This window comes from Rhodococcus sp. NPDC058532, from assembly GCF_042719255.1.
GTDB lineage: Bacteria > Actinomycetota > Actinomycetes > Mycobacteriales > Mycobacteriaceae > Rhodococcus_G.
Genome location: NZ_JBHXNU010000002.1, coordinates 155987 through 171814, shown reverse-complemented (window position 1 = coordinate 171814; position 15828 = coordinate 155987). Strand labels below are relative to the sequence as shown.

Annotated in this window: 1 protein-coding gene (running past one end of the window); it reads right to left on the bottom strand. The window is 72.7% G+C overall.

Annotated features, from left to right (window positions below; all coding sequences use genetic code 11):
• Positions 1–15828, bottom strand: partial view of a non-ribosomal peptide synthase/polyketide synthase gene (locus tag ACFWQG_RS03515; RefSeq protein ID WP_378506203.1) — the 5' portion only. Its footprint begins 11832 nt before the window's first position; only the first 15828 of its 27660 coding nucleotides appear in the window; the start codon lies at positions 15826–15828; the stop codon falls past the left edge of the window.

Sequence of the window (15828 nt, the reverse complement as noted above, 5' to 3'; positions counted from 1 at the left end):
CACCGGACCCGCGGTCAACACGCACAGCGGCGACACGTCCGCGACGACGAGCGCGTTGCGGTCGGCCGGCTGGTCGGGGTCGACGGCGACATAGGCCGCACCGGCCCGCACCACCGCGTGCACCGCGACGAGGAAGTCGACCGAGCGGCGGATCGCGACCGCGACGACCGTGTCCGGGCCAGCGCCCGCCGCGATCAGCAGCCGCGCCAGCCGGTTGACCCGCGCGTCGAAGTCTGCGTACGACAGGCACCCGTCGGCCGCGGTCACCGCGCGCGCGTCCGGCGTCCGATCCGCCTGCGCGGACACGAGATCCGACAGGGTCCGGTCCGGAACCGGCACCGTGGTCGCGTTCCACAGCTCGGTGGACGCGATCTCGTCGGGGGCACGCAGCTCGACCTCGCCGACCGCGCGGTGCGGGGCGTCGAGGCAGGCGGCGAGCACCCGGACGAACCGATCGGCGAGCGTCGCCACGCTCGCGCGGTCGAACAGGTCGGTGGCAAACACCATGGTGCCGGACAGCGCGCCCGCGGCGTCGGCGCGCTCGGACACCGTCACCGACAGGTCGAACTTCGCGGTGGCGACCTCCGTGTCGAGGGGGGTCAGCGTGAGGCCGGGCAGGTCGACCGGTGCCGCATCGAAGTTCTCGAACGAGAGCAGCACCTGGAACAGCGGCGTGTACGCGCTCGATCGGGTCGGGGCAAGCACCTCCACCAGCCGCTCGAACGGCAGGTCGGCGTTGGACAGCGCGGCAAGATCACCGTCCCGCACGCCGCCGAGCACCTCCTCGAAGGATGCGGCCGGGTCAATTCGGGTGCGGAGCACGAGGGTGTTGACGAACATGCCGACCAGATCGTCGAGGGCACGCTCACCACGGCCGGCGACCGGGGTGCCGACCGCGACGTCGGCGGCGCCGGACAGCCTGCTCAGCAGGACCGCGAGCGCCGCGTGCACAACCATGAACACCGTGGTGCCGTGGTCGGCCGCGTACCCGCGGAGGCGCTCCACGACGGCGGCCTCAATCGTGAAGCCGATCCGGTCACCGCGCCCCGACCGGACCGCCGGACGCGGCCGGTCCGTCGGGAGTTCGAGCAGGTCGGGAAGTCCGCCGAGGGTGGTGCGCCAGAACTCGATCTGCCGCGCCGCCACCGACCGCGGGTCGTCCTCCGACCCGAGGACGGTCCGCTGCCACAGCGCGAAGTCCGGGTACTGCACCGCAAGCGGTGCCCACCCCGGTGCGGCACCGTTGCGCCGCGCCCCGTAGGCGATGACGACGTCGCGGGCCAGCGGACCGACCGAGAAGCCGTCGGCCGCGATGTGGTGCACCCCGATCAGCAGCACGTGCTCCCGGTCACCGACCCTCAGCAGCCTGCCGCGCATCGGAATGCCCGCGGTGACGTCGAATCCGCTGCCGAGCACGGCAACCGCCTCCGCGGACACGTCGTCCGGGCGGACCGAGACGGCGGTCAGGTCGAGGTCGACCTCGTCGGCGGGCAGCACCACCTGGTGCGGCCCCTCGCCGGTGTCGGGGAACACGGTGCGCAGCGACTCGTGCCGCTGCAGCACGTCCCGCACCGCCGCCTGCAGGGCGGGGACGTCCAGTTCGCCGGTCAGCCGCAGCGCGAGCGGGATGGTGTAGGCGGCCGAGCCGGGGTCGAACCGGTTGAGGAACCACATCCGGGTCTGGGCCGGGGACAGCGGGATCCGCGCGGGCCGGGCGCCAGCGACCAGTGCGGGCCGGGCGGACGGGTTCCCGGCCGCGGTCGGTGCGGCGGCGACCAGTGCGGCGAGGGCGTGCACGGTCGGCGCGTCGAACAGCGCGCGCACCCCGATGGACGTGCCAGCGGCGGCGTTCAGTCGGGAGACGACCTGGGTCGCGGTCAGCGAGTTGCCGCCGACGGCGAAGAAGTCGTCGTCCGCTCCGACCCGTTCGGCGCCGAGCACCTCCGCGTAGACGGCGGCGACCAGCGCCTCCGTCCCGTCGGCGGGTTCACGGTAGGACGATGCCCCCGAGGCGAATTCGGGTTCGGGCAGGGAGCGTCGGTCGACCTTGCCCGCCGGCGTCGTCGGGATCGTCTCCAGCACGACCAGGGCAGACGGCACCAACGCCCGCGGCAGGCGCCCTGCCGCGGCCTCGAGCACCGCGGTCACGTCGACCGGGGCACCGTCGGCGGGGACGACGTAGCCGACCAGCTGATCGCCGAGGACGGGATGCCGGTGCACGGTCGCCGCCGCAACGGCGACCGCGGCATGCCGCGACAGCGCCGCCTCGATCTCGCCGAGTTCGACCCGCAGTCCGCGGATCTTCACCTGGGCGTCGGCGCGGCCGACGTACTCGAGCAGACCGAGCGCGTCCAGGCGCACCAGGTCACCGGTCCGATACATTCGGGAACCGTTGTCGCCGTACGGGTTCGCGACAAACCGGTCCGCGGTCAGCGCGGCCCGCCGATGGTAGCCGCGCGCCAGTCCGGGGCCCGACAGATACAGCTCACCAACGACACCGGCCGGAACGGGGTGCAGCCGGGTGTCGAGGACCGCCGCGGCGACCCCCTGCAGCGGGGCACCGATCGTGATCCGCTCCCCGACCGCCATCGCATCGGTCAGGGTGACGACGATCGTGGTCTCCGTCGGCCCGTACCCGTTGAGGAATCGACGTCCCGGCCCAAACTGTTCGAGCAGCGCGGGCGGGCACACGTCGCCGCCGACGGCAACCAATTCCAGGTCGGGAAGGTTCGTCGGATCGACCGTGCCAAGCGCGGCTGGCGCGGTCAGCACGTGCGTGACCCGCTCGCGGCGCAGCAGATCGGTCAGTTCGCCGCCGCCGATCACCTCCGGCGGCGCGACGACCATCGTTGCGCCAGCGCTGAACGCCTGGATCATCTCGAAGAGCGAGGCATCGAAACTCGAGGACGACAGCCGCAGCACCCGCGACCGCGCGGTGGTGGCCATCTCGGGGCGCGCCTGCGCGGTGAACACGCCGAGCCCGGCATGGGTGACCACGACGCCCTTCGGCACCCCCGTCGAACCCGACGTGTAGATCACGTACGCCGCGTGCTCGAGCAGCAACGGCATGGTCCGGTCGGCATCGGTCACGGCCCCGGACGGGAACCCGTCGGCGGCCCCCAATGTCAGCCACTCGACCCCGCCGGGCAGCGCGGCGGCACCGGCCGGGTCGGTGAGCCCGAGCAGCACACCGGAATCGGCGAGCATGTGCGCGATGCGATCGGCCGGATAGCCGGGGTCGACGGGCACGTACGCGGCGCCGCTCTTCGCGACCGCCCACAGGGCGACGATCGAGTCCACCGACCGCGGCAGCGCCACCGCCACCGCGCGCTCCGGGCCGATGCCCCGCCCGATCAGCAGGCGCGCCAGTCGATTCGACCGCTCGTCGAGTTCCCGGTACGACAGCTCGACGCCCGCGCACGCGACGGCGACACCGCCGACATCGACGCCCGCGGTCAGCAGCTCCGGCAGCAGCGCGGCGGGCACCGCCGCCGACGCGGCGACCGGCAGTCCGGCCCGCTCGTCAGCGGACAGGATCTGCACGTCGCCCACCGGCACCGCGGGGTCCGTCGCCACCGCGTCGAGCAGCCGCACGAATCGCTCGGCGAATCCCAGCACCGACGCCCGGTCGAACAGGTCCGTCGCGTACGTCCACGCCACCGAGGCGCCGCCGGGACGCGCCAGCAGGGTCACCTGCAGGTCGGCCTTCGCGGGCACGATGCCGAGATCGACCGTGTCGATGCGCAGGCCGGGCAGTTCGAGGCTGCTCACGTCCTGGTCCTCGATGGACAGGCCGACCTGGAAGATCGGCGAGTGGGACTGCGACCGCACCGGCCGGAGCACGTCGATGAGTTTCTCGAACGGCAGGTCCGCGTTGTCGAAGGCGGCGAGATCCACCTCACGGACCGCGGCAAGGTGGTCGGTGAAGCTCGCGGCGGGGTCGATGTCGGTCCGCAGCGCGAGGGTGCCGACGAACATGCCTGCGAGATCGGCGAGGTCGCGTTCCGTGCGACCCGCGATCGGTGTACCCACCACGATGTCGGTGCTCGCGCTCAGCCGGGCGAGCAGCACCGCGAGCGCCGCGTGCAGCACCATGAACCGGGTTGCGTCGTGCCTGCGCGCCAGCACGTCGAGGCGCCCGAGCAACGCCGGGTCGAGGTCGAGGTCGACGACATCGCCGCGCATCGAGGCGACCGCGGGCCGCGGCCGGTCCACCGGCAGTTCCAGCAGTTCGGGTGCACCACGCAGCTGTTCGCGCCAATAGGCGATCTGCCGGGCGGCCCGGCTGCCCGGGTCGTCGTCGGCTCCGAGCAGTGTGTGCTGCCAGAGGCTGAAGTCGGCATACTGCAGCGGCAGCGGCGCCCAGCCCGGTGCGTGTCCGTCGGTGCGGGCGGTGTACGCCAGCATCAGGTCCCTGGCCAGTGGCGCGACCGACGCACCGTCGGCGCTGATGTGGTGGATGACCAGCACAAGAACGTGCTCCCCCGCGCAGCGGAACAGGCTGCCCCGCAAGGGGACCGAGGTGGTGACGTCGAACCCTTGGGACAGTTCGGCGAGGATCGCCGATCGCAGGGCCGCGCCATCGGCCACCTCGACCGGGTCCCGCAGCACCGTCGCCTCGGCTGCGGGCAGAATCCACTGCGTCGGCCCGGCCGCGGAGTCCGGGTACACCGTCCGCAGCACCTCGTGCCGGTCGACGAGGTCCCCCACCGCGGACCGCAGGGCGGGGACGTCGAGGTCACCGGACAGGCGCAGCACCAGCGGAATGTTGTAGGCCACCGACGCCGGGTCGTAGCGGTTGAGAATCCACATCCGGGACTGCGCGGGCGACAGCGGAATCCGGTACGGCCGGGTGCCCCGCGTCAGCGCGGGCCGGTCCGAGACGCCCGCCGAGTCGACCGCGACGGCCAGCGCGGCAACGGTCGCGGCGTCGAACACCGACCGCACCGCCAGCGCGGTGCCGAAGGCCGCGTTGACGTGTGCGACCACCCTGGTGGCGCTGAGCGAGTTGCCGCCGAGGTCGAAGAAGTCGTCCTCGGCGCCGACCCGCGTCGTTCCGAGCACCTCCACGTAGATGTCCGCGATCAGCGATTCCGTCACCGTCCGCGGCGCCACGTACGGGCGCGCCGCGAACACCGGTTCCGGCAGGGCCCGCCGATCCACCTTGCCCGCCGGGGTGCGGGGCATCTTCTCGAGGACGGTGATCGAGGCGGGAACCATGTACCCGGGCAGCGCCGCGGCCAGGTGTGCGGTCAGGTCGGCCGGCGCGACCGCCCGGCCCGCGGCGGGGACGACGTACGAGGCGAGTGACACCGCCCCTCCGGATCCGGTGTGCCCCACGGTGACCGCGAACTCGACGTCGGCGTGGCCGGCGAGCGCGGCATCGATCTCGCCGAGCTCGATCCGGTGTCCCCGGATCTTCACCTGGAAGTCGCTGCGGCCGAGGTACTCGAGCTCGCCGGTGGCCCGGTCGCGGCGGGCCAGGTCGCCGGTGCGGTACATCCGGTCCCCGGGGCCGCCGTACGGGTTCGCCACGAACCGGTCCGCGGTCAGGCCGGCCCGGTCCCGGTACCCGCGGGCGAGTCCGGGGCCCGCGACGTAGAGTTCACCGGTGGCACCGGCGGGCACCGGGCGCAGTCGCCCGTCGAGCACCAGCACCCCGGTGTCCCGGATCGGGGTGCCGATCCGCACCGGTGCACCGGCGGTCATCGGTCCGGCGAGGGTCGCCATGATCGTCGACTCGGTCGGCCCGTATGCGTTGAACATCCGGTGCCCTGGCGCCCAGGCCGCGACCAGGGCCGCGTCGCAGGCGTCGCCGCCGACCACCACGACCTCGAGGTCGGGAAGGGCGGCGGGATCGAGCGTGGCCAGCGCGGCCGGGGTCACGAACGCATGGCTCACCCCGGCGCGGCGCATCCGCTCGGCGAGGTCCTCACCCCCGTACACCCCGACCGGCACCACGACGAGGCTGGCGCCCGCGGTGAAGGCCATCAGCAACTCGAGGATCGACGCGTCGAAGCTCGGTGACGCGAAATGCATGGTCCGGCAGCGGGAGTCGATGCCGTAGCGCTCGCTCTGCTCGGCGGCGAAGGCGGCGAGGCCTGCGTGGGTGACCACGACGCCCTTCGGGACGCCGGTCGATCCGGAGGTGTAGATCAGGTACGCGGGGTGCTCCAGGCGCAGCGCCGACCGGCGGTCCGCGTCGGTCACCGGCGCCGCGGACAGGTCCGACGTCGCCGCCACGGTGTCGTCGACACGGACCCAGTCCACCTCGCCCGAGCCGGGCAGGGTGGCCGAGGACGCGAGATCCGTCACGCCGAGCACCGCACCGGAATCGGCGAGCATGTGCGCGATCCGGTCCGTCGGATAGGTCGGGTCCACCGGCACGAATGCCGCACCCGACTTCGCAACCGCCCATACCGCGACGATCGATTCCACCGACCGGGGCAGCGCCACCGCCACCGCCAGCTCCGGGCCTGCGCCCCTGCCGATCAGCAACCGCGCCAACCGGTTCGACCGTGCGTCGAGCTCCGCATACGACAGTTCACCGTCGTCGCTGACGATCGCGGTGCCCCCGCGGGCGAGTCCCGTCCCGGTCGCAAGCAGCTCCGGAAGCGTTGCCTGCGGAACCTGGGGTTCGGCCTCGGCGGTCACGGCCGCGCGCTCGCCAGCATCGAGGATGTCCACGTCGCCGACCGGGACGGCCGCGTCCGTGACCACCGACTCGAGGACCCGCACGTACCGCTCGGCGAACGCCTCCACCGATGCCCGGTCGAACAGGTCCGTCGCGTAGGTCCACGCCACCTCGGCGCCACCGGACCCGGTGGGGGTCACCGCCACCTGCAGGTCGAACTTGGCGATCGCGGCGTCGACCCGCTCGGGCGACACGATCAGGCCGGGCAGGTCGACGCGCGGCGGCGGCGCATCCTCGACCGAGAGCATCACCTGGAACAGCGGATGGTATGCCGACGACCGGGTCGGGGTGAGGACCTCGACCAGCCGCTCGAACGGCAGGTCCGCATGGGCGTAGGCGTCGAGATCCGTTGCGCGCACCCGCTCGAGCAGGTCGAGGAAGGACGCGTCCTGGTCGATCCGGGTGCGCAGCACCAGGGTGCCGACAAACATGCCGACGACGTCGTCGAGTGCCGCGTCGCCACGGCCCCCGACCGGGGTACCGATCGCGACGTCGGCGGTCGCCCCCAGCCGGGCCAGCAGGACGGCCAACGCCGCGTGCAGCACCATGAACGGCGTCGACCGGGTCCGGCGGGCCAGGTCGTGGACGGCACCGAACAGCGCGGAGTCGATCGTCGTCTCGACCGCCGCGCCCCGGTGGGTGGGCTGCGTCGGATGGGGGCGGTCGGTGGGCAGGTCGAGACGCTCCGGGAGCCCCGCCAGCGCCGCGGTCCAGTAGCCGAGCTGGCGGGACGCGACCGAGTCGGCGTCCCGGTCCGATCCGAGGGCGTCGAGCTTCCACAGCGCGTAGTCCGCGTACTGCACCGGTAGCGGGGTCCAGTCCGGCGCCGACCCGCGCATCCGGGAGGTGTACGCCACCATCAGGTCCCGTGCCAGCGGCCGCATGGACCAGCCGTCGGCGCTGATGTGGTGCACCACCATGACCAGGACGTGCTCGGTTGTGGTGAGCCGAAGCAGCGCGGCCCGCAGCGGCACCTCGGTGGTGACGTCAAAGCCGTCGGCGACGAGGCGGATGACCGCGGCGGGCAGGTCGGCCGGATCGACGTCGACCGGCGCCAGGTCCGGTGTCGCGTATCCGACCGGGAGGACGAGCTGTTCCGGCCCGGCCGTCGAGTCCGGGAACACCGTCCGCAGCACCTCGTGCCGCTCGAGGACGTCGAGCATCGCGGCGTGCAGCGAGTCGAGGTCGAGGTCCCCCGACAGGCGCAGGGCCGCCGCGATGTTGTATGCGCCGGACGCGGTGTCGAGCTGGTTGAGCAGCCACATCCGGGACTGCGCTGGCGAGAGCGGCAGCCGGTCGGGGCGCGGGCCTGCGACCGGCGGCAGCGGTGCCAGGGCACCGGGATTCGCCGCCTCGGCCGCGGCGGCGAGCGCGCGCACGGTCGGAGCCTCGAACAGCTCGCGCACCCCGATCGCGGCACCGAGCTCGGCGTTGATCCGGGCCACCGCGCGGGTCGCGGTCAACGAGTTCCCGCCGAGGTCGAAGTAGCTGTCGGTGGCACCGACGTCCGGCACGTCGAGCAGTTCGGCGAACACCCGGGCAATCGCGAGTTCGGCCGCGGTGGCGGGGGCATGGAACTCGGTTGCCGCGCGTTCGGGTTCGGGCAACGCCCGCCGGTCCAGCTTGCCGTTGGCGCTGAGCGGCATCGACTCGAGAATGACGAACGCCGAGGGCACCATGTAGGACGGCAGTTCGGCGGCCGCATGCGCGCCGAGCGCCGCCACGTCGAGCGGTCCCGCGTCCGGTGCCGCCGCTGCGGCGGCGGTCACGTAGCCGACCAGCCGTTCGGATGCGCCCGAGCCGCGGACCGTTGCCGCCGCCTGCGCGACCGCGGGGTGTCGCTGCAACGCGGCTTCGATCTCGCCGAGCTCGATCCGCAGGCCGCGGAGCTTGACCTGGAAGTCGGTGCGCCCCAGGTATTCCAGCTCCAGGTTCTCGCTCCACCGCACCAGGTCACCGGTCCGGTACAGCCGCCGCCCGTGATCGAACGGGTCCGCGACGAACCGGTCCGCCGTCAGGTCCGGGCGGCCGATGTAGCCGCGCGCCAGCTGCACACCGGCGAGGTACAGCTCGCCGGGCACGCCCGCCGGGACCGGTCGAAGTCGGGCGTCGAGCACATACACCCGGGTGTTCCACACCGGTGCACCGATCGGCACCGGGCCCGTGCCCGTGGGATCGGTCGGGTGGTAGGTGACGTCGACGGCGGCCTCGGTGGGGCCGTACAGGTTGTGCAGGTCCGCGCGCAGTCGCTCGTGCCAGCGGGAGACGGTGGTGCGCGGCAACGCCTCACCGCTCGCGAACACCCGGCGCAGCGAGGTGCAGGCGGTGGGGTCGGCGTGGTCGAGGAAGACGTCGAGCATCGACGGCACGAAGTGTGCGGTCGTGACCGAGTGGTCCCGGATCAGTGCGGACAGGTAGTGCGGGTCCCGGTGACCGTCCGCAGCAGCCACCACCAACCGCGCGCCGGCAATGAAGGGCCAGAACAGTTCCCACACCGACACGTCGAAGGTCGCCGGCGTCTTCTGCAGCACCACGTCGCTGCCGTCGATCGGGTAGGTGTCCTGCATCCACAGCAGCCGGTTGACGATGGCGTCGTGGGTGACGGCGACGCCCTTCGGGCGGCCCGTGGACCCGGAGGTGAAGATCGCGTAGGCCGGGTTGCTCCGGCGCAGCGGCGTTCGCCGCCCGGTGACGGGTGCGTCGTCGGTTCCGGTGAGGTCGAGGTCATCGAGGACCACCGCATCGACACCCACCGGAATCGCGGCGGCATCCGCGGCGCCGGTCAGTACCAGGACCGGTGCCGCGGTGTCGAGGACATGCCGGTTCCGTTCCGCCGGATGGTCGGGGTCGAGCGGCACATAGGCGCCGCCCGCCCGGACCACCGCGTGCAGCGCGACGACCTGGTCGATGGAGCGGCGCATCGCGACGCACACCAGCGACTCCGGACCCACGCCGCGCGAGGCGAGGTGGCGGGCCAGCCGATGCACCCGCGCGTCGAACTCCGCATAGGTCAAGGAGATTCCCTCGGCGGTGATCGCGACCGCGGACGGTGTCGCCGCGGCCTGCCGGACGAGCAGGTCCACCAGGGTGACGGCCTCGACGTCGTTGGCGGTCGCGTTCGGCCGGACCAGCGTCGCCGCCCGCTCGGCGTCCGACAGCAGGTCCAGTCGTGCGACCGGGGCGTCCGGGTCGGCGGCCAGCGCGGTAAGGGCCCGGGTCAGTCGCTCGGCCAGTCGATGCACCTCGTCGGCGGAGAACATCTCCGGGGAGTACTCCAGCGTGAGACGCAGTTCCGGCTCGAGCAGGGTGACCAACGCGATCGGATAGTGGGTTGCGTCGGCGACGTCGATCCCGGTGACCCGCAGCCCCGCGATGTCGGTGTTCTCGTCGAGCCCGGCCCGGTCGATCGGGTAGGACTCGAACACGGTGAGGGTGTCGAAGACGGCGCCCGCCCCGACCGCGGCCTGCACCTCGGCCAGCGAGAGGTGGTGCCGGTCGAGCAGCCGCACCTGCTCGTTCTGCACCCGGGTGAGCAGGTCGCTCACCGATTCGACCGGATCGATCCGCACCCGCACCGGGACGGTGTTGATGAACAGGCCGAGCATCTCCTCGACCCCGGCGAGGTCGGCGGGGCGGCCGGACACGGTTGCGCCGAACACCACGTCGTCGCGGGAGGTCGTCCGGGACAGCAGGATTCCCCACGCCACCTGGATCACCGTGTTCACGGTGACACCGCGCTCGCGGGCCAGGTCCGCGAGCGCGGCGGTCAGCTCCGCGGTGATCGGCGCGTCGATGTCCGCGGGCACGGACGCGACCTGCCTGCCTGCCTGGTCCGGTGCGAGCAGGGTCGGCTCCCCCACCCCGTCCAGCGCCCGCACCCACTCGTCGACCGCACCGGCCCGATCCTGTATGTCCAGCCAGGCAAGGTAGCCGCGGTAGGCCTTGGCGGGCACCGTGATCGGCGCATCCGTCGCATACAGCAGCAGCAGATCCTTGACGAACAGCGGCATCGACCACCCGTCGAGGAGAATGTGGTGATTGGTCGCCACCAGGGCTGCGGTGCCGTCGGGCAGCCGGACCAGCAGCCACCGCAGCAGCGCGGGTACCGCCATGTCGAAGCGCCGATCGCGCTCGGCGTCGACGATCCCGGCGAGGTCCGTCTCCGCGGCGTCGAGCTCCCGCCAGTCCACCGTCACCCGATCCTGGATCAGCTGGGCGGGGATGCCGTCACCGTCGTACACGAACGCGGCACGGAGGTTGTCGTGCCGGTCCAGCAGTCGCTGCGCGGCACGGCGCAGGCGGGCGGCGTCGACGGTGCCGCCGAGCCGCAGCACGATCTGTGAGGTGTACACGTCAACGGCGTCGGCCGTCAGGCCAGCGTGCAGCAGCAGACCGGACTGCAAGGGCGACAGCGGCCAGATGTCCGTCATCGACGGGTACTCGTTCTCCCACAGGTCGATTCGATCCTGGGTCACGGACACCAGCGGGACGTCGGACGGGGTGAGTCCGCCCGCGGTGCCGCGCCGCACGTGGGTGACCATCGCCAGCAGCGCGGTCCGCCACAGCTCGGCCAGCTCGGCGACCTCCGCCTCGGTCAGCACGCCGGACGGGAAGTCGACGGTCGCCGACAGGCGCTCCCCCGCATCGGGGTCCGCGGTGACGATCGCGTTGATGTCGAGGGCAACCCGGGTCGGCATGCCCGACCCGCTGCCCCCATTGAGGTCGGCGCGTTCCGGCTCCGGGATCCAGCCGAGTTCCCGGAGCGCATCGGGGATGTCCGCGGCAGCGACGCGGCCGAGATAGTTGAATGCGATCTGCGGTTCGGCGTACCCGGCGAGCACCGGGCGGGTGTCGGCGCGCAGATGTCGCAGCACCCCGAATCCGGTGCCGTGGCCTGGAACCGCGCGCAGCTGCTCCTTGACCCGCTTCAGCGCGCGGCCGGTGGCGGGTCCACCCGCCAGCGCGTCGTCCAGGTCGATCCCGGTGACATCGAGCCGGGCCGGGTGCGCGGTGGTGAACCAGCCGACGGTCCGCGACAGGTCCGCGCCGGTGATCAGGTCCTCGTCACGGCCGTGTCCCTCCAGGGTGAGCAGCACCGACGGTTCCCCGGTGCCGCGGCGCGCGCGCCACTGCACGACGGCGAGGGTCAGTGCGGTCAGCAGCCCGTCACCGACACCCCCGCGGTAGGCGGCGGGCACCGTGGTCAGCAGGGCCTCGGTCGCGTCGGCGGACAGCGTGAGGTGCACGCGCCCGGCGGTCGCACCGGTGTCGAGCGTCGGGTCGAGCGGGCGGGCGCCGATCCGCGGGTCCGGTCCGTCCAGAATGGCCTGCCAGGCCGCCAGTTCGCCGACGATCACCTCACCGGCGGCCATCTCGGTGAGGCCGTGCGCCCACCGCCGGGCCGACGTGCCGACGGGGTCGAGCGCCGGCTGTTCACCGGAGACGATCTGCCCCCACGCGGCGGCGAGGTCCGGCACCAGGATCCGCCACGAGACGCCGTCGATGACCAGGTGGTTGGCGACAACGAGGAGCCTGCCTGCCGTCGACGCATCGGCCGGGTCGAGCCAGACCACCTGCACCATCACCCCGGCCGCGGCGTCGAGACGCCCTGCGGCGGACGCGCACCGGGCGGACAGCTCCGCATCGAAGGCGTCGGTCCCCGGCGCCGAGTCCGTCACCACCCGCTCGATCAGGTCCGCGGCGGCGACCGTTCCCGCGGGCCGCACCACCAGCGCGGGGACGGCGTCGCGGACCAGAACGGATCGGAGCGCGTCGTGGTGATCGAGCACCGATGCCAGGGTCGCCGTGAGGGTTTCGACATCGAGACCTGCGGGGGCGGTGAGCGTCAACGCCTGATAGAAGCGATCGATGTCGCCGCCGCGCTCAAGCGTCTCGGCGGCGATCGGGACCAGCGGCATCGATCCGACTCCGCCGCCCGGCAGTTCGGGCAGCCGCTGCGGGTCGGCGTCGACCGCCAGCGCCACCTCGGCGAGCGCGGCAACCGTCTTGCGCTCGAACACGTCCCGCGGGGTGAACCGAAGACCGGCCGCCTTCGCCCGGGACACCAACTGGATCGCGATGATGCTGTCGCCGCCGAGGGCGAAGAACGAGTCGTCGACGCCGATCCGGTCGAGCCCGAGCACCTCGGCGACCGCGCGCGCGATGGTGGCCTCCGCCGGGGTGGACGGCGCCCGGAACGCGGTGGTGCGCACGCCGGGATCGGGCAGGGCGGCCCGATCCACCTTGCCCGCCGCGGTCAGGGGGATCTCGGTCAGTTCGACGACCGTCGAGGGCACCATGTGGGCGGGCAGGAACTGGCCAGCGAACGCCGTCAGCGCCTCCGCATCAAACGAGTGACCGGCCGCGGTCCGCGCGTAGCTCACCAGGACCGCCGTGTCGCCGCGGCGGTGCGCGACCGTCACCGCGAAGTCGACCCCCGCGTGCGCGGCGAGCACCGCGTCGATCTCGCCGAGCTCGACCCGGAAGCCACGGATCTGGACCTGAAAGTCACTGCGCCCCACGTAGTCCAGGACCGCTGTCGGCTCGCCGTCCGGCCCGATGCGCCAGGTCCAGCGGACGGTGTCCCCGGTCCGGTACAGCCTGCCCCCGACCGCCCCGAACGGGTCGGCAACGAACCGGGATGCGGTGAGCGCGGATCGCCGATGGTAGCCCTGCGCAAGGCCGGGTCCGCCGAGATACAGCTCGCCGACCACGCCGGGTGGCACCGGGCGCAGCCAGCGGTCGAGGACCACCGCGGTGGCGCCGGGGATCGGGGCACCGATCGTGATGTCGCGCGGGTCGCGCAGCGGATCGGTGGTGGTGATGACGATCGTGGTCTCGGTTGGGCCGTAGCTGTTGACGAACCGGCACCGTTCGCCGAACCGGGCGACCAGGTCCGGCGGGCACACGTCACCACCGACGACGACCGCCTCCAACGCGTCCAGCCCCGCCGGATCGACGGTACCCAGCATCGCCGGCGCACAAATGACATGCGACACCCGTTCCGCGCGCATCAGTTCGGTGAGCTCGGCGCCGCCAAGCAGGTCGGCGGGGGCAATCACCAGTGCCGCGCCCGCGCTGAACGCCTGCACCATCTCGAACATCGAGGCGTCGAAGCTGGGGGACGAGAATCGCAGCATCCGCGAGCCCGCCGTTACCCCGAGTTCCGGGCGGGCCGCGGCCGCGAAGGACGCGAGCCCAGCGTGCGTGACGACGACCCCCTTCGGGGCGCCGGTCGATCCGGAGGTGTAGATCATGTACGCCGGATGGGCGGCAGTCAGTCGCGCCGGTCGATCGGCGTCGGTCACCGCCGCCGGCGACAGCGCCGCGCAGCCGCCCTCGACGGCAGCCGTGTCGAGGGCAAGCCACTCGAGGTCACCGGGCAGCCGATCGAGGTGCGACGTGGAGGTGATGCCAAGGGCCGCACCGGAGTCGGTGATCATGTGCGCGATCCGCTCGACCGGATAGCTGGCGTCGACCGGCAGGTAGACCGCACCGGACCTCGCGATCGCCCACAGCGCGACCACCGACTCCGCCGATCGGGGCAGGGCCATCACGACGACGCTGCCCGGCCCGGCGCCCCGCGACAGCAGCAGTCGCGCCAGCCGGTTCGAGCGGGCGTCGAGTTCCCGGTAGCTGATCGTGTCGGGGCCGCGCCGCAGCGCGATCGCGTCCGGGTCAACGGCGGCCCCGGCGGCGAACAGGTCCGGCAACAGCACCGGCTCCGGCGCAGCGCCGCCGACGAACGGCACCAGCGCGGCCCGCTCGGCCGCGTCGAGCACGTCGAGGTCGGCGACCCGGTCGGCGGGGTCCGCGGACAGGAAGCGGTCGAGCAGCCGCAGGAACCGGTCGTGGTGATCGCGCAGTTCGCGGTCGGTGTACCGGTTCGGGTTGGCCTCGAAGTCGATGCGGGTGCTGCGCCCAACCACGCTCGGGTAGATGTTGATTGACAGATCCTCGACCGGACCGGTCGAGAGCACGTTGAACCGTCCGGTCTCGGCGCCGAGGGTGATCTCGGAATGGAAGTTCATGATGTTGATCGCGGGACCGAAGAACCCGCGGTCCCCGCCGGCGCCGAGGCCCTCCGCGAGGTCGCGTCGGATGTCCTCGTGCCGGTACCGCTGGTGCCGCAGGGCACCCGTCATCTCCAGGCCGGCAGCCGAGATCAGGTCACCGACGGTGGTGTCGGGGGTGATCGACATCCGCAGCGGGACGACGTTGGACACCATGCCACCGGACCTGCGCAGCACGGCGGTGGTCCGGGCCGACACCGGCAGGCTCAGCACCACGTCGGTGGCGCCGGTCATGCGCGCGAGGTAGGCGGCCAGCGCGGCGACCGTGATCGCGGTGTCGGCGGACCCGTGCCGGGTCGCCGCCTCCTGGAGCGCCGTCAGGGTCGGGGCGGGCAGTGCCCCGCCCGCCAGTCGCGAGCGGGCGTCGACGGCCCCGGGGCGCGCGGACAGGCTCAGCGGCGACGGCAGGTCCGCCGACCGCGCGAGCCAGTACTCGCGGTCGGTGTGGAACCGGGTCGACTCGCGGTAGCGGTCCTCGGCGTCGGTGACCGCCGTCAGCGCCCCGGCCACCGAGGGCGCCGCGTCCCGGCCGAGGACCGCCGCGGTGTACAGCTCCGCCATCCGGGTCATGAACGTGACGGCACCGAACCCGTCGAGCGCGATGTGGTGGATCGCGAAGTACCAGTAGTAGTGCCGGTCCCCCACCTGCAGCACCGCGCCGCGGAGCAGCCGGTCGGTGAGCAGGTCCATCGGGGCGGAGTGGTCCTGCCGCATCCAGGAGACGGCCGCGGCATGCGGGTCGGCCTCGCCCCGCAGATCGCGGTATGGCAGCTCGTCGTCGAGCGTCTCGTCGACGACCTGGAACGGCTCCGCATCGACTTCGACGATCCGCAGCAGTGGGGTGCCGAACTCGCGGGCGACGATCCGGCCGACGTGTCGCATCACCTCGACGTCGAAGTCGCCCTCGATCTCGATGTACTGGGCGATCGTGACCGGGACGTCCGGGACGAGGTGCTGGGCGAACCACATGCCGCGCTGCGCGGCCGAGAGCGGGAACGGCTCAGCGGGGGCGCCGACGACCACCGGGAAGCGGGCAGCAGGGGACTCCGACGGATTCAGCAC